This window comes from Schaalia cardiffensis, from assembly GCF_016405145.1.
Taxonomy (GTDB): Bacteria; Actinomycetota; Actinomycetes; order Actinomycetales; family Actinomycetaceae; genus Pauljensenia; species Pauljensenia cardiffensis.
The window spans coordinates 91,864-110,256 of sequence record NZ_JAEKIA010000008.1; the positions used below are offsets into that span (position 1 = coordinate 91,864).

Below are 18,393 nucleotides of genomic sequence, written 5' to 3' on the forward strand. Positions count from 1 at the left end.
GCCAGCCACTGAACCAACACTGATCGCAACAGTGACACGTCAGCGGGGCACTCTGATCGGGCACGCGGATCACGATGGGGTTTCGATCTGCGGGGTCACAAGAGCATTCGGGGAAGCCGCAACGGTGCTCCCCTTATCAAGTCCGATCCGTCAACGAACACCACCCATCCTCGCCTGAGCAGAGTCCCCACCCTGACTTGAGCAGAGTCCAGTGGGCCCTCCCCCCGGGGGGTCAGAGAGTATAACTGCCAACAGCTAGCCGACCAACGCCAACAGCTAGTCGATGACCGCGACGCTTCCTTCGATCACTCGCACGCCTGCGGGTCCGGCTTCAATCACTGCGCGCACGCGCTGTTCAGGACGAAAGTGGAAAGGCGGGCGGAAAGGCCTCCAAAGAGCGAGTTCCCCTCTCCCACTCGAAGAACGCCTCGGAGCCCAGCTCCGCTCACCACGCCTCACCGGCAAGACTTCACCGCTGGGCGTCGCAGCGAAGACCCGGTCGCGCCGTTCCATGAGCTCCGCCAATCGCTCTTTCAGGGCAAGGTTCTCCTCCTCGAGACGTTCGACTGAGCGCTCAAGTTCGAGAATCCTCTGGATCCCCGCGAGGTTGATCCCCTCCTCCTGGCTCATGCGTTGAACATCGCGCAGACGCTGAATATCGCGCTTAGAGTAGCGCCGCCCTCGGCCCTTCGCCCTCGCAGGGATGACGAGGCCGAGGCGGTCGTACTGGCGCAGCGTCTGCGGGTGCATGCCCGCAAGCTCGGCCGCGACCGAAATGACGAAGGTCAAAGCCTCCTCAGCCCCGTTTCCCTGCGCCGCCATCGTCTAGGCCTTCGCCTTCGCGAGGAGCTCCGCCCTCGGGTCCGAGTCCTCAAGAGTCGCGATAAAGCCTTCGAGCGCTGCCTTTTGAGTGTCGGAAAGGTCTTTGGGGACGGCGACTCGCACCTCGATGAGGAGGTCACCCTTCGTCTTCGAGGTTTCGACGCCGCGGCCCCGGACACGAAGGACAGCGCCCGATTGGGTTCCGGCGGGAACCTTCACCGTGACAGAAGAACCATCGAGGAGGGGAACCTCAATCTTCGCTCCGAGGGTCGCTTCGGCGAAGGTCACGGGCAAGACGATGCGCAGATTGTCGTGGTCTCGAGTGAACACGGGATGGGTGCCCACGTGGATCGTGATGACGAGATCGCCCGGTGCTCCGCCGTTGACGCCGGGACGGCCTTTCTTGCGCAGACGGATCTTTTGGCCATCCTTCACACCCTTGGGCAGACGAACCTTCTGCTTGGAACCGTCGATCGACATGATGACCTCGGTTCCGGCGAGGGCTTCGCGGAAAGTGATGCTCGTTGAAGCGTGACGATCCTCGCCCTTACGAGGACGTGGCGTCTGCGCGCCCGCGAAGGGGGAGCCTGCAAAGCCGCTTCGACCGGGATCGAAGCCTCCCCCTCCGAACCCCTGAGCTCCGGCGAAAGACTGGCCCGCTCCGAAGAGCCCACCGAGAATGTCACCGAAATCGGCTCCGCCGCCGAAGTTCACGCGAGTGCCCCCACCCGTGAAAGCACCACCGAAAAGGTCGGAAAGGTCGGGGCCTCCAGCGCCACCCGCGCTGAAACGAGCCCCGCCGCTGGCCATGGAACGAATAGCGTCGTATTTGCGACGCTGTTCCTTATTCGACAGCACCGAATAGGCTTCGCCGATCTCTTTGAAGCGCGTTTCGGCCTTCTCGTCGCCGGGGTTCTTGTCCGGATGCCACGTGCGGGCAAGCTTGCGGTAGGCCTTCTTAATGGCCGCGTCGTCAGCGTCCTTCGAGACGCCGAGGACCTTGTAGAAGTCCTTGTTGAACCATTCTTGTTCACTCACCGCACGTCACCTCCTTCTCGGTTTTTGCCCGGGCGTTCCGGGCGTTCGCGGGCGGGTAATTATTGGGGTGGTCACTCAGGGTTGTCCACCATGACCTTGGCCGCGCGCAGGACCCTCTCAGCGCGGCGGTAGCCGGGCTGGAGGACCTTCGCAATGATGGGGCGGTCGACCTCGGGATTCGTGTTCGCGAGGAGTGCCTCGTGGAACGCGGGATCGAAGTCCTCATCTTCTTGGCCGAAACGCTCCAGAGAGAAACGCTGGCCGAGAACAGATTCGAGCTTGCTCGCGATGGAAGCGAAGGGGCCGTCATCGAGGTCGCCGTGAGCGCGCGCGGCATCAATGTCATCAAGGACGCCGATGAGCGCTTCAAGGACCTCAGATTGACCGGATTCTCGGTGTCCGGACGCCGCTTCCTTAGAGCGGCGCACGTAGTTCGAGTACTCCTGATTGAGGTTGTACAGATCCGCATGCGCGCGAGCGAGCTGATCTTCCAATTCGGCGATCTTCGCGAGGGCCTTTGCAAGGTCCGAGTCTCCGAGTTCTTCTTCGAAGGCACTCATATCGAGCTCTTCGCCCGGAGTGCTCACGCTTGAGGTGTCGGCCTCGGCGCTGGCGACAGAGCCGGTGGAGGCTGACTCAGCGGCCTGCGGCTCGTCGCTCAGGGCTGAGGACTCGGCGGCGGGTTCAGCGTTCGGCGCGGCGGGCTCGGCGCTCGTGGCGCCCTCGCCCTGGCCCGCAGGGGCCGACGTCATCTCGTCGGCCCCTGCAGCCTCGTCCTTCGAATCGGGCTCTTCGCCCAGGTTCTGAGGATCGATCACTTGGACTCGTCCTCATCCACGATCTCCGCGTCGATGACATCGTCATCGCCCGCCGAGGACGCCTCAGCCTGCTCGCCCTTCGCCTCAGCGGCCTGCTGGGCGGCGTAGACCTCTTCGCCGATCTTCATGGCCGAGGCGTTGAGCGTGTCGAGCGCGGACTTCACGGCCTCGATGTCTTCACCCTTCAGGGCCTCCTTCACGGCGTCGACATCAGCCTGGACTGCAGTGCGCGTACCCTCAGTCACCTTGTCCGCTTCATCCTTGAGGAGCTTTTCGATCGAGTAGACGACCTGCTCAGCCTGGTTGCGGGTGTCAGCCTCCTCGCGGCGCTTCTTGTCCTCAGCGGCGTGCTCCTCCGCCTCCTTCACCATGCGGTCGATGTCCTCCTTGGGCAGGGCCGAGCCGCCTGTGATGGTGACGGACTGCTCCTTGCCGGTGCCGCGGTCCTTCGCCGAGACGTGAACAATGCCGTTCGCGTCAATGTCGAAGGTGACCTCGATCTGCGGGACGCCTCGGGGGGCCGGGGCGATGCCGGACAGCTCGAAGGTACCCAGGAGCTTGTTGTCATGGGCGAACTCGCGCTCACCCTGGTAGACCTGGATGAGTACGGAGGGCTGGCCGTCCTCTGCGGTCGAGAAGACCTCGGAGGCCTTCGTCGGGATCGCGGTGTTGCGGTCGATGAGCTTGGTCATGATGCCACCCTTGGTCTCAATGCCAAGAGAGAGCGGAGTGACGTCGATGAGGAGGACGTCCTTACGGTCACCCTGGATGACGCCAGCCTGGAGGGCAGCACCAATGGCGACGACCTCATCGGGGTTCACGCCCTTGTTCGGTTCGCGACCACCGGTGAGCTCCTTGACGACCTCGGTCACGGCCGGCATACGGGTCGAGCCGCCGACGAGGACGACGTGGTCGATTTCGGATGTGGAGATCGAGGCGTCGCGGATGACGTCCTTGAAGGGCTTCTTCGTGCGCTCGAGCAGGTCGGAGGTCATTTCTTCGAACTTCGCGCGGGTGAGGGTCTCATCGAGGTGAATCGGACCATCGGCCGTCATCGACAGGTACTGCAGAGAGATGTTCGTCGAGGTCGAGGAGGAGAGTTCCTTCTTCGCCTGCTCGGCGGCCTCCTTCAGGCGCTGCAAAGCGACGGCGTCCTTCGACAGGTCGGCACCGGTCTTGGCCTTGACCTGGGCGATGAGCCAGTCGACGATGCGCTGATCCCAGTCATCGCCACCGAGTCGGTTATCGCCAGCGGTGGCGCGAACCTGAATGGTGGAGAAGCCATCCTCGTCCTTGCCGATCTCGAGGAGGGACACGTCGAAGGTGCCGCCACCAAGGTCGAACACGAGGATGAGCTCGTCTTCCTTGCCCTTTTCGAGGCCGTAGGCGAGGGCCGCGGCCGTCGGCTCGTTGACGATGCGCTGGACGTTAAGGCCCGCGATCTGACCGGCATCCTTCGTGGCCTGGCGCTGGGCGTCGTTGAAGTAGGCGGGGACGGTAATGACCGCATCGGTGACGGGCTCGCCGAGGAAGGCCTCTGCATCGGCCTTGAGCTTGGAGAGGATGCGGGCCGAGATCTCCTGGGCCGTGTATTCCTTGTCGTCGATGGTGATCTTCCAGTCGGTGCCCATATGACGCTTGACGGAGGAGATCGTGCGGGCGACGTTCGTGACGGCCTGGCGCTTGGCGATTCCGCCGACGAGAACCTCGCCGGTCTTGGAGAAGGCGACAACGGAGGGCGTGGTGCGCACACCTTCCGCGTTGGCGATGATGGTGGGTTCGCCGCCTTCAAGGACGGCGATTGCAGAGTTCGTGGTGCCGAGGTCAATGCCGACTGCTCGTGCCATGGTGTTTCCTTCCTTCCGGTCGGAGCGAGTGTCCCGACCTAGGGTTTCTGACGTTCTACAGACTCACTTGAGTCCCTTGGGCTCAACTTTAGAACAGGAGAATCGCGGGCGCAACACGACGCGACTCACATTGAGTCACATGTACTCAACTCTCGTGTCGGCGCACACAACGGCCCAACAACGTCATAGACGCATCACGGATCACCGCCAGAACACGCTCCGCTCGACGCCCAGCAGCGGCTGACTCGTGCGGAGCACGCCGTCGTACGCCCCGACTGGATCGCGCCGTTATCCGCCTGCAACGACACGGTCTATCCGCGTGACCATTCGTGCACCCCCTCCACCTCCTTGAGTAGGCACGTCCGTCACGAGCAATGACAACACCCGGGGCGCCCACAGCCCACATGACATCACCCACACCTTCACTGCAGTCGTCCAAGGCAACGAACGCCGTCTTATCGTCGTTCCATCAGACACCGCCCCCCGCTGTTGCTTCGCCATCACGGGGAGCGGTTTTCTTTCTGTATCGTGGGGAGATGACCGCGCCATCGTTCCCCAAACACTCTCGCACTGACGCTGAGTTGTTGGATCTGATGATCGCTCGCGGACTGCTCATTATTGACCGTTCACGCGCCCTGCAAGACCTCCAGACCTACGGCTATCACCGTCTCGGCGGTTACAGATACCCCTTCCGCCTTCTTCCGACAAGTGAACAGGATCCTCGTCAGCGCAAGTACCGTTCCGATGATTTCATCAAGGGCGCCGCGCACGAGGGCATGCTTAAGGACAGGGTCCGTTCCTCCGGCCCTCGACCAGACGATCGCCCCCAACGAGACGCGCACATCCAGCAGACGCGTTGTTCGACGCATCCAGGACGAAGCGTGTTTCGCACTGGTCGCACCGAAGTCGGTGGACGGCTCAAGGCGCTGAGCCTTGGCACCGGGCGGGGCGTCGTTGCCTCTCCCAGCGTCAGATAACCCCAACGACAGTAGTCGATACGTCTCTTTCGATTTCGATTTTCCTGATCATCCCTTCGATCATCGGACGAGCCACGTGCATCTGTGGCGGCCTCATGAGACGATCGGGCCATGCAGTGCGAACACTGGGACCGGGGCGCATGCCGCTCCTGCCGTTACCTCGACGTCCCCTACGGCGAACAAGTCGCCGCCAAGTCTGAAACGGCGGCCGAGGCCCTCGCCCTCGTCCCCACCGCCGCGGGCGTCCATTGGCTCTCACCGAGGCGATCCGCGCCCACGGCATTCCGCACCAGTGCGAAACTCGTCGTCGGTGGGACCCGTCGGCGCCCCACCCTCGGCATCCTCGGGCCGGATCGGCGCGGCGTCGACCTTCCGGGCTGGCCCATCCAGCATCCTGCGATCAACCGGGCCACGCCCGCACTCAAGCGCTTCATCCGCTCGCTCGACCTCATCCCCTACGATGTTCCGACCAAGAACGGGGAGCTCAAGTACATCCTCCTCACCGTCGGAGCCGATGACGCACTCATGTGCCGCTTCGTACTGCGCACCCGCGACCGCGTCACCGACATCCGCCTCGCCCTGCCCGACCTCGTAGCCCTCGTCCCGAACCTCGCCCTCGTCACGGCGAATATCCACCCCGCTCATGAGGCGCTCATCGAGGGCCCCGATGAGATCATCCTGTCCAAGCGCCGGATGCTGCCGATCCGCGCGGGCGACCTCGATCTCGCCCTCGGGCCGGGCTCCTTCATCCAGACGAACGCCGCCGTGGCCGGCGATCTGTACCGCCAGGCCGCCGACTGGGCGGCTCTCCCCCTCGCATCGGGCGATGCGCCGCAGACACTGTGGGACCTGTACTGCGGCATTGGAGGGTTCGCCCTTCACGCCGCGAACGCTGGCATCCCCCGAGTCACCGGCGTCGAGGTGTCGGAACGGGCGATCGCCTCTGCGATCCGCTCGGCATCACAGGCGGGACTGTCCCGCACCGCTGCGCGCTTCATCGCAGCGGATGCAACCGCGTGGGCTGCTCAGCAAGACCCCGCCACGGCGCCCGACGTCCTCATCGTCAATCCGCCCAGGCGCGGGATCGGGGACGCCCTCGCCCAGTGGGTCAACGAGCACGCAGGCGAGCGCGTCATCTACTCGTCGTGCAATCCGACAAGCCTCGCCCGGGATCTGGAGGCCATGCCCGCCTACCGGTGCGTCGAAGCGCGCCTATTCGACATGTTCCACCATACCGACCACGTCGAGGTCGCGGTGCTGTTGCGCCGCACCCCCTCCTGAGCCGTGCGGCCGCTGCGCGTCGGCCCCGACCGCCCCTTCATGAGTCGCGCTCTTTGAGTCGGCGCATGCGCTCCCACTGTGCGAGGCCGTCGCGCACCGCATGCTCATACCCGTTGTCCGTCGGCTCGTAGAGGCGGCGCCGCGCGACGCCGTCGGGGAAGTAATCCGCGCCCGAGAAGCCGTCCTCAAGGTCGGGATCGTATTGGTATCCCGCACCGTACCCGAGGTCCTTCATAAGGCGGGTCGGCGCGTTGAGGATGTGCGCGGGCGGCATGAGCGACCCGGTCTCCTTCGCCAGTTTCCACGCCCTGTTGAATCCCCGGTACACGCTGATTGACTTGGGTGCACTCGCCAGATAGACGACGGCCTGGGCGATGGCGATCTCCCCCTCGGGGGAGCCGAGCCTCTCATAGGACTCCCAGGCGGACAGCGCCACGGACAGCGCATTCGGATCCGCCATGCCCACATCCTCACAGGCGAAACGGATGAGTCGGCGCGCCACGTACAAGGGGTCCTCACCTCCCAGCAGCATTCGCGACAGCCAATAGAGGGAGGCGTCCGGGTCCGATCCCCGCATCGACTTGTGGAGCGCCGAAATGAGGTTGTAATGCTCGTCGCTCGACTTGTCGTACAGGGGCGCCCGCGAGGCGACCAGATGGGCGAGGCCCTCCGCGTCGAGGGGTTCGCCCCTCGGTCCCAGTGCATCGACCTGTTCGACGAGGCCGAGCAGGTAGCGCCCATCCCCGTCACTCATGGCGATCATGGCGGCGCGTGCTCCCTCGGTCAGCGGCAGTGGCCGTCCGATGAGGCCCTCCGCCCTGTCCATGAGCTCTGCGAGAGCGGCGCCGTCGAGGCGGTGGAGCACCATGACGTGGCAGCGCGACAAGAGCGCGCCGACGAGTTCGAAGGAGGGGTTCTCGGTGGTCGCGCCGACGAGGACGACCGTGCCGTCCTCGACATAGGGCAGGAAAGAATCCTGTTGGGCGCGGTTGAAGCGGTGGATTTCGTCGACGAAGAGCAGCGTGCCCTGACCGATCTGCCTGCGCTTGGAGGCAGCAGCAAAGACCCCGCGCAGGTCCGCCACCCCAGAGAAGGTGGCGGAGACCTGTTCGAAGACGAGGCCGGTCTTGCCGGCGAGCAGTCGGGCGATCGTCGTCTTGCCGCATCCGGGCGGCCCCCACAAGATGATCGACGAGATCCGCCCCGCGTGAACCATTCGCCCGAGCGGGGCGTCGGCTGAAAGCAGGTGGTCCTGCCCGACGACCTCGTCGAGGCTGCGCGGACGCAACCGGTCCGCGAGGGGACGGGTCGTGTCGTCGAATCCGCCGTCCTCAGCCGCCGAATCGAAAAGGGAGGGACCCTCCGGAATCGTCATGGCGCCCGCACCTCCGCCAAGAACGGCGGTCGGGTCGCGCGCCGCATCATCCGAATGCGCACACGGCGGCGCAATCCCTGGTGGTGCGCGAGGGCGCCTCGATACATGCGTCCATCTTATGCGTGGGATCTGCGAGCCGCACGCGACGGCGGGCGCCCGCATTGAGGCGTCATCGGACGATCGCGGGACGGCCGCCGAGGGGCGCCCATCCTCGAAATGTCACAGCTCGTCCATAGGTCCGCCACACGGCGGCGACAGCGCAGCACGGTTACCTGAAGACATGACCATGATGCGACGCTCTGCCTCTCCCGCTCCGCTACTCGCCCGGGAGACCGGCCTCATGAGGCGTTTGGGCACCCAGGTCCGCTACATCGCGTCGTCTCTGTCCTCCACCGGAGTCGACTACCTCATGCTCCTCATCCTCAATGCGACGATCGGCGGCCTCTTCGCCCCTGTCATCATTGCGAGAACCGCATCCTGCACGATGAACTACCTCATCAACCGGCGTGTCTTCAGGGCGCGCGGCGGCCTCATCGCGACCGCGGCGCGCTACTACGCATGGGGGGCGGTGATCATGCTGCTCGCCTACGCCTCACTCACGACCCTCACGAACACGGGAGTGCCCCTGTGGGCCGCATCGATCGGGGCGAACTCGTCCCTCTTCGCACTCAACTACCTCGGCCAGTCCTACCTGGTCTTCGGCACCGTCGAGGCGCTGCGCTGCGATGCTTCCCGCCTCGGCTCGCGCGTCGCCGGTCTGCTCGCCTCCGGGCGCGCGCGCCTCGCGGCCGCGGCATGAAGCGGGCGGCGGCGAGGACGGCGCCCCGCCCTCGCTCTAGGCCCGCCTGCGGGAGGCGAACACGCCCCCGGCGACGGCCGCGGCACCGGCGATGGCGAGGACGAGGAGAAGCCCGCCGGCCCCGGTGATCGGCAGCGCGCCCACGATGCCGGCACGAGGAGAGGCCGGTGCATCGGATGCGGCGTCGCGTCCCGTCACGGAGACGACGAGTTCGCTCGTCACCACCCGCCCGTCGGCGAATGAGACGGTCACGGGGATCCGGACTGCGGTCGTCGCATGATCGGCCGGCACCGTCCAGCGGATGACGCCCGTGGTCGCATCGATCACCGCATCACGCGGAGCCGACTCCCCCAGGGTGAACGATGTCCCCTCGGGCAGGGTGACGGCCTTGCCCGACTCGTCGCGCACGATCGGAGTCGCACTCGCCTCGTCGCCCGCCGTCACTGCGACCGGCTCGTAGGAGACGCCGAGGGGCGCGATGGGTCCGGGGGCATTCGCCTCGTCGACGAGGACGGCGACGGTTCTGGCGGGAACCGTCACGGTGCCCGTCGCATCGTCCCAGGTCGTCGTCTTCACCACGGGGTCGGAGCCGGAGGCCTGGACGGGGCTGAGGACGAAGTGGCGGCCCGCCTGCCCGTCGACTGCCTGTGTGAGCGGCTCCTTCGAGGCGTTGAAGACGACGAGGACGCCGTTGAGATTCGGATCGACGCTCGTCACCGCCCGATTCCCTGCGTCCGTGGACGCACCGCTTGGGGCGTTGTCGTCAATGAGCATGAGGAAAGTGCCCGGCGCCTGGTCGGGACCGGAGTTCGGGAAGGAAACCTTCTCCTTGATGAGCCGGGTGGATCCGAGTGAGAACAACGGTGTCGACTTGCGCAGGCGCAGAAGGTCCAGGGCTTGCGCCTTCGCTGCAGCGATATCATCCGCGCCGGGTTTGAGGGAGGGGTCCTCCAACAGCGGCCTCATGATCGGCCAGTGCTCCTGATTCGTCGACGCGACTGGCAGGCCGTGTCCGAAACCGTTGTCGCTGCCCGTCCAGTCGATGGCATTGAAGTGGTCGCCCGAGTTGTAGGAGTCCCGGTCGAGCGACTTCGAGCGGAGCCTTTCAGTGCCCGCCGCCCAGAACGAGGGGGATTGTCCGAGGGCGACGGTCGCCAGCGACACCGTGTTCATGCGGATCCGGTCGCTCATCGGCGTCGACGAGGGCAGTTTGTAGGTCAGCAGATCGAAGAGCGTCTCATTGTCGTGGGCGTCCACGTAATTGACGCTCTCCGCGGGATCTGAGGCATAGCCCGCGGACAGGGAGTTGTAGTCGATCTGGCTGCCGAGTTTCACGCTCCCGTCGTAAGTCGTCAGCGCGTAATCCTTGAGATTGCCGGCCACGCCGAGTTTCACCAGGTCGGTCCGGTGCATGAGGTCGGCGAGCTGTTCCTCGGCGCCCCTCGTGTCCAAGCCGTTGGGATCGGTGACCGCGCCGGAGCCGAAGCCCTGGAAGACCCGGTGGTCCGCGTCGAAGGGGCCGCCGCCGTGGACTGCGTCGCGCAGCCGGTCATTGAATGCGCCGATCTGCGTGCCGTCGAGCTGTCCCTGGGTCGCCTGCGTGAACAGGGCGTTGTTTGCGACTTCGCCGAAGTTCCATCCCTCGCCGTACAGGTAGAGGCTCGATCCGTCGACACCGTCCCTTTCGAGGGTGAGTTCGGCGAGCGCCTCCTTCGCCCGGATCATAGTGTCGCGGGAATGGTGACCCATGAGGTCGAAGCGGAACCCGTCGACCCGGTAGGCGCGCGCCCACAGGACGAGGGAATCGATCATGAGGTCTTCGCTCATGAGGTTCTCGGTCGCAATATTGGAGCAGCATGTGGAGGTGGTGATCGCTCCGGTCGCATCGAGGCGGTGGTAGTAGCCCGGGACGATCCGGTCGAGCACTGCCTTGGGGTCCTGCCCCGCTGCGGCCGTATGGTTGTAGACCTCGTCGAGGACGACCTGCAGGCCGACGGAGTGCAGAGCGCCGACCATGTCCCGGAACTCCGCGATCCTTGCCCCTCCGTCCTGGTGACCGTCGGCCGCATAGGAGCCCTCCGGGGTCATCCAGTGGAACGGGTCGTATCCCCAGTTGAAGGCGTCTCGATCCGCGACCGCCGCGACCGCCGCCTGCTGGTCCTCGGCCGCGGGACCCGCATCCGGGATCGTCGGAATCGCTTGATCCGCACGTCTCTCGGGGATGGTGGAGATGTCGAAGGTCGGCAGCAGGTGAACGGTGTCGATGCCCGCTTCGGCGAGTTCCGCAAGCGCCCTCATGCCCGTCGAGTCCGAGACGGTGAATGCCCCGTAGGTGCCGCGCAGCGCGGCGGGCACGGACTCGTCTTTCGCGGAGAAGTCGCGGACGTGCAGTTCATAGATCGCCCGAGAGGCGTCATTGTGGACCCGAGGGGACGGGGTACGGGCCCACTGCTCGGGCATGATCGCCGGGTTCATGAGGTCGATGGCGACCGACCTCGTCGAGTCGGCGGTCAGGGCGATCGAATAGGGGTCGGTGACGGTGTTCGTCTCCACCTTCCCGGTCGCCGGGACGTAGACCTCCACCTCCCACAGGTACTGCGCACCCGCGGTGATGGCCCCGTCCGCATTGTCCACGACCCAGCGCCCGTCGGGGCCCAGGCGTGCGGGTGTGCGGCGGGCGTCCTCGTCGATCTGGGGAACGGAGCCGGTGTCATCGCCACTGTTCCAACTCAGCAGCGTCACACTCTTCGCGGTCGGCGCCCACAGCGCGAAGGAGGGCCTGGACCCCGTCCACGTCACGCCGAGTTCCGCAGTGCGTGCATCGTCGGAGTACAGGGCGTCGAGGACGGGCGCGATCTGCACTCCGGTGAATGCGAAGGGGGCGGAGTGAGCGGTGGCGAGAACGCGGACCTGGCCGGTGAGGGCCCGCTTCACGGCGTCGACGCCGAAGCCGTCCGGGATGCGCAGTCCGATGTAGCCCTTGAGGTTCGGTCGGAGGTCGGTCGCCTCCTTCGGCAGGTCTGCGGTAATTGTCAGCGGCGTCGATTCTCCTCCCGCGACTGCTCCGTCGATGATCTCCGCACCGCCGTTGCCCGCGGTGACGAGGGAGAAGCCGATACCGGCTTCTCCCGAGACCACCTGATCTGCGGTCACGCCCTTGGGGAGCATCGACGTCGGCCATGCGAGCGTTGTCGCATCTACCCAGTAGACGGCTTGTTGTCCGGTTCCCATGAGGGGAGCGTCGGCGACGTCGATGTCGAGGAGGTGCGTTGCCATGGTGTAGGTGAATGTCACTGTCTTGTCGGATGTCACAGAGAAGGAGTAGTTCGGACCGTCTTCGACCCCGTCGACGCCGTAGTTCTCCGTCCAGGAGCGGTTATGGGCGACTTTGACGAGGTAGTTGCCCATAGGCAGCTTATTCGTTGAGTAGGTCCATGTCCCGTCCCCATTGGGCGCCATGAGTGGTGCGAGGCAGTCGGGCGCCCAATTGCCGCCGTTGTCCCCTCGCGTGCACCCCAGTGGCGCTTGGAGAGTTCCGGAGAGTGTGATGACAGGGCCGTCCGCGGTATTCCACACCCGATGGGTTGCGGGGTCGTAGAAGAAAGTGACGGGACCGGCCTCGTCCAGCGAGTAGGTGATGTTGTCTCCGCCGGGGACTCCGTTGGCGCCGTAGCTCTCGTCCCACGTCCCGCCGATCGCGACCTTGTACTGCCATTGGCCTCGCGGCAGGTCGAAGGTTGCGGTGTAGATGCCCGTCTCGGGATCTTTGATGAGGGCGGCCCTGTCGCATTCGGGTTGCCATTCGCCCGAGCACCCCATGGCGGGGTTGTGGGAGCCTGGGATGGTGACGAGGGCGTCGCCGTCTCCGTCGTAAGCGCCTGTGAGGGCGTTCGTCAGGGTCACCGTCGTCGGTGCGACGGTCGGGGCGGCGACGGTCGGGGCGGCGGCACCGGGGATCAGGAGTCCGGCGCTGACGAGGGCGGCTAGGAGAAGCCGCAGGCGGGTCATTATTCGCGGGGCGTGTGAGGGACTCACGAAGACTCCTTCGTCTTGTGCAGCAAGTTACTGAAACTGCATATCACAACGTACTCCGTGCCACCCCTCACGTAAAGACCCCGGTCCATTCGCTGGACCGGCACCACGCGCGATCAGGGGCGGACACAACTCGTCGTCCATACGCTGCGCGGCGCTTGGACCGCGACTCGTACGCCCCGCGGTATCCGAAGCGGAACGGCATCGGTAGACTCTCCTCATGACTCGGACGCCGCGCTTCTCATTGGACGGGATCGTCGAGCGCGACGCACTCGCAGCCGCCCCCTTCCTCCTCGGCGCAACCCTGAGCGTTCTCGGCCCGACCACGGCCGTGTCCGTCCGCCTTACCGAGGTCGAGGCCTACCTGGGCGAGCACGACCCCGGATCGCACGCCTTCCGCGGGCGTACCGCTCGGAACTCGTCAATGTTCGAAGCCGGGGGCCGCATCTACGTCTACTCCATTTACGGCATGCACCATTGCGCGAACATCGTATGCGGGCCCGCCGGGTCGGCCTCGGCGGTCCTCTTACGCGCCGGAGAGGTCACCCGGGGGGTCGAGGCGGCCAGGGCCCGCAGGCCGAGGGCCCAGCGCGACACCGACCTCGCGCGAGGACCGGCGAGGCTGTGCACCGCCCTCGGACTGACTCGCGAGGACGACGGGGCGCTGCTGGGCGAGGCAGGCGGCCGCGCCCGCCTCGTCCTGCCGGAGGAACCGGTCGCGCCGGCCATGATCCGCCGGGGCCCGAGGACGGGCGTCACCGGCCCCGGCGGGGACGGCGACGCCTACCCGTGGCGCTTCTGGATCGACGGCGACCCGACGGTCTCCGCCTACCGGGCCGCCCCTCGACGGACTTCATGAGCCGGACCGGCGCGCGGGGTCCAACCCGCACCAGCCGACGCTTGCACGCCCGAGTCTCCCATGACGACCCATTCCCATTCGGCGCTCACCCCGCGACGGTGCGCCCACCGGCGAAGCGCCTCCTCGTTGACGCACTCCGTCCCGGCGATGAGGATCGCAGTCGACAGGACCTCCGCCATGACTCCGCTCGCGCACAAAACGCTCGCCTGGCGCCGCGCCGACGTCGGCGCGGCGCCCGTCCTCGGGTCGACAATCCGATGGGATGGCGGGCAGGACGCTCCGCCTGGAATCCCGGACGTCGACAGTGCCCCTCCTCGCAGGGGCACCGACCCCGCCCAGTCGTCCGCTCCCCCGACGGTGTCGCGCAATCCGATCCGCCAGGGCGCGCCGCTCGTCCTCGTCCCCCATGCGGCGAGCGATGAGGTTCCAGCGGAGACGAGGACTCCCCCGGCTCCCATGTCGACCGCGAGGTCGCGCAGACGGTCCGCCGTCTCCCCCTTCGCTACTCCGCCGAGGTCGACCCTGGGGTGCGCGCTGTCGCTGCTCGCAATGAGGCGCCACTGGCCGATGTCATTGCGCTCGAGGCGCGACGGCGAGCACGCCCGGAGGGCTCTCGCCCGTTCCCGTTCGTCCGGCGCGAGCGTCGCAGGGTCTCCCGACCCGAGTGCGCGCCCGCCGCCCGCACCCTCCCACAGTGCAGCGAAGGCGCCGATGAGCGGTGTGAACACTCCGCCGGTCGCCTCCGACAGGGCGAGGGCATCGACAAGGAGGCGATCCGTCGACGCGTCGACATCCGTCCACCCCTGTGAGGCGTTGAGTCGCGATACATCGGAGGAATCACGGAAGACGGACCAGAGCTGCTCATGGGCGTCGACGAGGGAGCAGGCGGCCTCGGTGATTGCCCGCAGGTCCCCGCCGTGGCCGACGAGGTCGAATCGGGTGCCCATCGCGGGGAAGGAAACCCTCCAGGTTGGCAAGCCGCTGACGCTGAAATCGACCGTCGCGCCCCATCCCGTGGCACTGAGCGACGACGGGAGTCTCACCGATCCGCCCCGCCGAGGTCCTTGTCCAACCCCTCATCCCGCATCGAGTCGGACAGTCCGGGGATGTCGACCCGGTTTGCCGCAGCATCATTGTCAACCCCCTGGGCTGCGGAAATGGCACGGATCGCGGCCTGCATGAACTGGGAGTGCGCGACGGTCGCACCGGAAATCACGTCGACCGCATTCGGGTCGTCCGTTTCCGTCAGTCGCCGGGAGTATTCCTCGAAGGAGTCCACTGCCGCCTGCGCCCTGGCGTAGTACTCCTCGTTGAAGACCTCCCCCGCGGAGTTCAGCTCCACACTCGAAAGATACGGGGAAGAACAAGTCAGAGAGAGTGAGGGACCGGGGCGGTGGGTACGAAGGGAGCAAGTCAGGCAGTCCCAGGACTCGTTCGTGAAGAGCAGAGGGCGCGCGGACATAAGGAAGCAAGAACGCGTGGGCAGCAGAGTTCGACGACGAGCGCCGAGGTCGAATGGACACAACTTCGAGATCCGAGGCGCAAAATCAAGACTTCAGACACAAAAGCGGGACTTCAGACACAAGGGTCGACCTTTAGAGAGTCACATCAGAAAACTTTGCATATTTGTCAATCCAGACTCGAAATGTACACATTTCCATCAGAAAAACCACTTCCTTTACCAATACTTTCCAAACCCTGAGTGAGCTGCACACAAACTCCCCTACCATCGGAAGGGGAAAATGATTCTTATTCGCCTTTTCTGCTACCCTATTAGGGCCTCCAGAAGCCGGAGCATTCCCATCAATTCAACGGAGACTTGATGTTGAACATACGAAAAGTGATCGGCACAGCCCTGGCCGGTCTTGTCACCCTGGGAATGGCGGGCACTGCAATCGCCGACCCCACTCCCGACCAGACATACGCAATCCCCGCCGCAATCCCGGCCTCGGACGTCGAGAAAGTCGCCACCTGGCAGGACATGAAGTTCGCCATGTTCATCCACTGGGGCGTCTACTCGCACTACGCAGGCTGGTACAAGGGGCAAAAGCAAGAAGTCGGCTACCCCGAGCAGATCAAGGCATGGGGGCACCAACAAACCTGGGATAGTCGCATCCCCTTGTCGGGAATCCCCCGCGAGGAGTACCTCGCTACCGCCCAAACCTTCGATGCTCCCAACTTCGATCCCACCGCCTGGTGTCAGCAAGCCAAAGACACCGGCATGAGAATGCTGCTCATCACCTCCAAACACCATGACGGCTTCGCCATGTGGGATACGGCGACAACCGACTACAACTTCACCAAGCAGTCCCCCTCCCACCGCGATCCCATCCTGGAACTATCACAGGCCTGCAGTCAGGTCGGTATCAAGTTCGGTCTCTACTTCTCCAACATCGACTGGGAGAAACAGCCCGAGAATCCGTGGAGGAATGACAACACCCTCAACGAAGAGGGCTACATGGAGTACGTCCATGCCCAGCTCCAAGAACTACTCGGCGGCAAGTACGGCGAGATTGCCGAGCTCTGGTACGACATGGGTAAGCCCAACCCCGAGCAATCCGACAAGATGCGCCAATGGGCGCACGAGCTGCAGCCGAACATCATGATCAACTCGCGTGTGGGCAATGATCGCGCCGACTTCGAAGTCGGCTGGGACAATGAGCTTCAAAGCGAACAGACCCAGGGCCCCTGGGAGTCCGCCGTCTCCATCTTCCCCAAGTGCTGGGGCTACTGCGAGTGGGACAACGTCAACGCGCAGTACCTAGACACCGGGTACCCGGACTACCCCGAGTGGGATCATGTCACTAATGTCGATAACCAGACCTGGCTGCGTACAGACCCGAACGGAGTGGCCAAGAAGACTCGTGAGACGCTGAGGAACCTCTTCGACACTGCCGCACTCGGAGGCCAGCTCCTCTTCAACGTCGGCCCGAAGTTCGATGGCTCCTACAACCAGTGGGACGCCTCCGTCCTCAAGGCCATTGGTGAGTGGAACACCACTCACCCTGGTGTTCTCACGAACTCACGTCCCACCTACTTCCCCATCGAAGAATGGGGCAAGACCATGGTTGACGACTCCCATATCTACTTGGGCGTCGAGAAGTGGGAAGAGGGCAAGACCATCACTCTCAGGGGCGCAGGCGCCAACTCGATCGAGTCCGTCACCCTGGATGGTACCGATCAGGCCCTTTCCTACACTGTTGAGGGCAATGACCTTGCCATCACGCTGCCCGCCACACCCGACGACCTCCTGCCCGTCATCGCGGTGAAGACCACCACGGCTCCCGTTTACGTGCCCGTGGGCCTGACCACCGTCACACAAGCAGAGGCCACAATCGGAAGCGAACACCTCGAGATGTTCAAGGCGCCGACTCCGAAGACTGGTGAAACTCAGGTCATCGCCTCACTCACCTCTGGGGACAAGCGCGCCGAAGGCGTCTCGCTCCGCTTCGACACAACAGGCTTCACTGACGGCTACGCCAAGTACAAGGTCACCGTCGGCGATCAGAAGATCGGAGGGTTGACAACTGCGGATCTTACTGCGGGCGTTGGTCCCTTCACCCTCGAGGCGGGACGCACCTACCGGGCGACCCTGTCCTACGACGACCCCTACTACGCATTGAAAGGCTTCGGGAAGGGAACGAAAGTCACCTCAGTCACGGTCAGCGCACAAACCGTGAAGGAGCCTGCGTCGATCAGCTTGGATCTCCTTTCCGTCACCCCGGGCGAGAAGGCTACTGTCACCGGGAAGAACTTCACGCCTGGTGCCACCATTCTGCTCACCTTGCACTCGGATCCGGTCGACCTCGGGACCGCGAAGGTGGCTGCGGATGGAACCTTCACCGCTGAGGTCACCATCCCCTCGGATACGCCCATTGGCGACCACCAGCTGATCGCCCTCGACGCTGCGAGCGGCGAGTCCGTCAGTATCCCGCTGGCCGTGGCGGCGCCCGCTCCGTCCAATCCGCCCGCTGCCGAGCCAGGTCCCCAATCAGGGACCCAGCCCTCCAACGACGGGTCCTCTTCCACAGGTCTCCTCGCCCGCACGGGTTCGAGCGCACTGCCGGTCCTCTTCGGGGCCGCACTGGCCGCAGGAGCTGGAACCCTCTTGCTGCTGCGCAAGCGCACAGCCCGCTCCTGAGCACGAGCTCCCGTTCGGGGCCGCCGCACCACCTCACAGTGGGCGGCGGCCCCGAGCCTTGTCCATTTCACTCAAAGAGTTGGTCGAATGCATCGTTGAGTGAGCCAAGCCACGTGAGGATTCGCAGCGCATTGCGAGCAGCGTGACCTCAGGCGCATCTTCGCTATAGCCCTTCACAGCTACGAAAACAGTGTTACCGTCGTTTTATCAGACACCGCTCCCCGCTGTTGCTCAGCCATCACGGGGGCGGTTTTCTTTCTGTCATCGGAAAAGACATGGGTTAAAGGACACCTCGTGTTGGTCTGACTGGGACTTTTCGTTGTGCTGGTGCGGGAAGGTCTGGGTTTTAGTTGGTGGCGGCCAACTATGAGGGTGGACAGAATGTGTTGGTCTGATCGGGGTTT

13 protein-coding genes are annotated in these 18,393 nt (G+C 64.8%); 5 read left to right on the forward strand and 8 right to left on the reverse strand.

Features of this window, described 5'->3' with window-relative positions; genetic code table 11:
• Positions 1 to 276: 276 nt before the first annotated feature.
• The 4 genes from JFX23_RS06260 to dnaK form a co-directional block, all read right to left on the reverse strand.
• A complete protein-coding gene (locus JFX23_RS06260; RefSeq protein WP_198776193.1) occupies positions 277 to 822 on the reverse strand; it encodes a heat shock protein transcriptional repressor HspR in 546 nt (181 codons plus the stop codon).
• Positions 823 to 825: 3 nt separating this feature from the next.
• Positions 826 to 1,860 carry a DnaJ C-terminal domain-containing protein gene (locus tag JFX23_RS06265; RefSeq protein WP_198776194.1) on the reverse strand — a complete coding sequence of 345 codons (1,035 nt, stop codon included), beginning with the start codon at positions 1,858 to 1,860 and terminating at the stop codon, positions 826 to 828.
• A 71-nt stretch (positions 1,861 to 1,931) separates the two neighbouring features.
• Positions 1,932 to 2,678 (reverse strand): nucleotide exchange factor GrpE, encoded by a 747-nt coding sequence (locus tag JFX23_RS06270; RefSeq protein ID WP_198776195.1) that lies wholly within the window; start codon positions 2,676 to 2,678, stop codon positions 1,932 to 1,934.
• Positions 2,675 to 4,525: a molecular chaperone DnaK gene (dnaK, locus tag JFX23_RS06275; RefSeq protein WP_198776196.1), complete on the reverse strand. Its 1,851-nt coding sequence runs from the start codon at positions 4,523 to 4,525 to the stop codon at positions 2,675 to 2,677. Before dnaK ends, JFX23_RS06270 begins: the two co-directional genes overlap by 4 nt.
• A gap of 536 nt (positions 4,526 to 5,061) precedes the next feature.
• On the opposite strand from dnaK, the gene JFX23_RS06280 reads away from it, so the two are divergent.
• Complete coding sequence (locus tag JFX23_RS06280; protein WP_198776197.1) at positions 5,062 to 5,502, forward strand: Abi family protein; 441 nt, start codon at positions 5,062 to 5,064, stop codon at positions 5,500 to 5,502.
• A 111-nt stretch (positions 5,503 to 5,613) separates the two neighbouring features.
• Complete coding sequence (locus JFX23_RS06285) at positions 5,614 to 6,783, forward strand: class I SAM-dependent methyltransferase (protein ID WP_198776198.1); 1,170 nt, start codon at positions 5,614 to 5,616, stop codon at positions 6,781 to 6,783.
• Positions 6,784 to 6,820: 37 nt separating this feature from the next.
• Here the strand turns inward: JFX23_RS06285 and JFX23_RS06290 are convergent, their stop codons facing one another.
• On the reverse strand, positions 6,821 to 8,158 hold the full coding sequence (locus JFX23_RS06290; RefSeq protein ID WP_198776199.1) for a replication-associated recombination protein A: 1,338 nt from the start codon (positions 8,156 to 8,158) through the stop codon (positions 6,821 to 6,823).
• Positions 8,159 to 8,438: 280 nt separating this feature from the next.
• Between JFX23_RS06290 and JFX23_RS06295 the strand changes: the two genes are divergently transcribed.
• Positions 8,439 to 8,957 carry a GtrA family protein gene (locus JFX23_RS06295; protein WP_198776200.1) on the forward strand — a complete coding sequence of 173 codons (519 nt, stop codon included), beginning with the start codon at positions 8,439 to 8,441 and terminating at the stop codon, positions 8,955 to 8,957.
• Positions 8,958 to 8,993: 36 nt separating this feature from the next.
• Here the strand turns inward: JFX23_RS06295 and pulA are convergent, their stop codons facing one another.
• Complete coding sequence (gene pulA / locus JFX23_RS06300) at positions 8,994 to 12,965, reverse strand: pullulanase-type alpha-1,6-glucosidase (RefSeq protein WP_198776207.1); 3,972 nt, start codon at positions 12,963 to 12,965, stop codon at positions 8,994 to 8,996.
• A gap of 244 nt (positions 12,966 to 13,209) precedes the next feature.
• On the opposite strand from pulA, the gene JFX23_RS06305 reads away from it, so the two are divergent.
• Positions 13,210 to 13,848, forward strand: coding sequence for a DNA-3-methyladenine glycosylase (locus JFX23_RS06305; RefSeq protein WP_198776201.1), 639 nt, complete (start codon positions 13,210 to 13,212; stop codon positions 13,846 to 13,848).
• On the opposite strand, the gene JFX23_RS06310 is transcribed toward JFX23_RS06305, so the two are convergent.
• Complete coding sequence (locus tag JFX23_RS06310) at positions 13,818 to 14,795, reverse strand: FAD:protein FMN transferase (protein WP_198776202.1); 978 nt, start codon at positions 14,793 to 14,795, stop codon at positions 13,818 to 13,820. The two genes, JFX23_RS06305 and JFX23_RS06310, sit on opposite strands and share 31 nt — an antisense overlap.
• 92 nt (positions 14,796 to 14,887) lie before the next feature.
• On the reverse strand, positions 14,888 to 15,190 hold the full coding sequence (locus JFX23_RS06315; RefSeq protein WP_005962409.1) for a hypothetical protein: 303 nt from the start codon (positions 15,188 to 15,190) through the stop codon (positions 14,888 to 14,890).
• Between the two features lie 480 nt (positions 15,191 to 15,670).
• On the opposite strand from JFX23_RS06315, the gene JFX23_RS06320 reads away from it, so the two are divergent.
• A complete protein-coding gene (locus JFX23_RS06320; RefSeq protein WP_198776203.1) occupies positions 15,671 to 17,989 on the forward strand; it encodes an alpha-L-fucosidase in 2,319 nt (772 codons plus the stop codon).
• Positions 17,990 to 18,393: the final 404 nt, after the last annotated feature.

Excerpts from the sequence above, each read along its gene's own strand:
- JFX23_RS06260 (WP_198776193.1), bottom strand. The coding sequence starts at position 822 with ATGGCGGCGCAGGGAAACGGGGCTGAGGAGGCTTTGACCTTCGTCATT.
- dnaK (WP_198776196.1), bottom strand. The coding sequence starts at position 4,525 with ATGGCACGAGCAGTCGGCATTGACCTCGGCACCACGAACTCTGCAATC.
- JFX23_RS06280 (WP_198776197.1), top strand. The coding sequence starts at position 5,062 with ATGACCGCGCCATCGTTCCCCAAACACTCTCGCACTGACGCTGAGTTG.
- JFX23_RS06285 (WP_198776198.1), top strand. The coding sequence starts at position 5,614 with ATGCAGTGCGAACACTGGGACCGGGGCGCATGCCGCTCCTGCCGTTAC.
- JFX23_RS06290 (WP_198776199.1), bottom strand. The coding sequence starts at position 8,158 with ATGACGATTCCGGAGGGTCCCTCCCTTTTCGATTCGGCGGCTGAGGAC.
- JFX23_RS06295 (WP_198776200.1), top strand. The coding sequence starts at position 8,439 with ATGACCATGATGCGACGCTCTGCCTCTCCCGCTCCGCTACTCGCCCGG.
- pulA (WP_198776207.1), bottom strand. The coding sequence starts at position 12,965 with ATGACCCGCCTGCGGCTTCTCCTAGCCGCCCTCGTCAGCGCCGGACTC.
- JFX23_RS06305 (WP_198776201.1), top strand. The coding sequence starts at position 13,210 with ATGACTCGGACGCCGCGCTTCTCATTGGACGGGATCGTCGAGCGCGAC.
- JFX23_RS06310 (WP_198776202.1), bottom strand. The coding sequence starts at position 14,795 with ATGGGCACCCGATTCGACCTCGTCGGCCACGGCGGGGACCTGCGGGCA.
- JFX23_RS06320 (WP_198776203.1), top strand. The coding sequence starts at position 15,671 with ATGTTGAACATACGAAAAGTGATCGGCACAGCCCTGGCCGGTCTTGTC.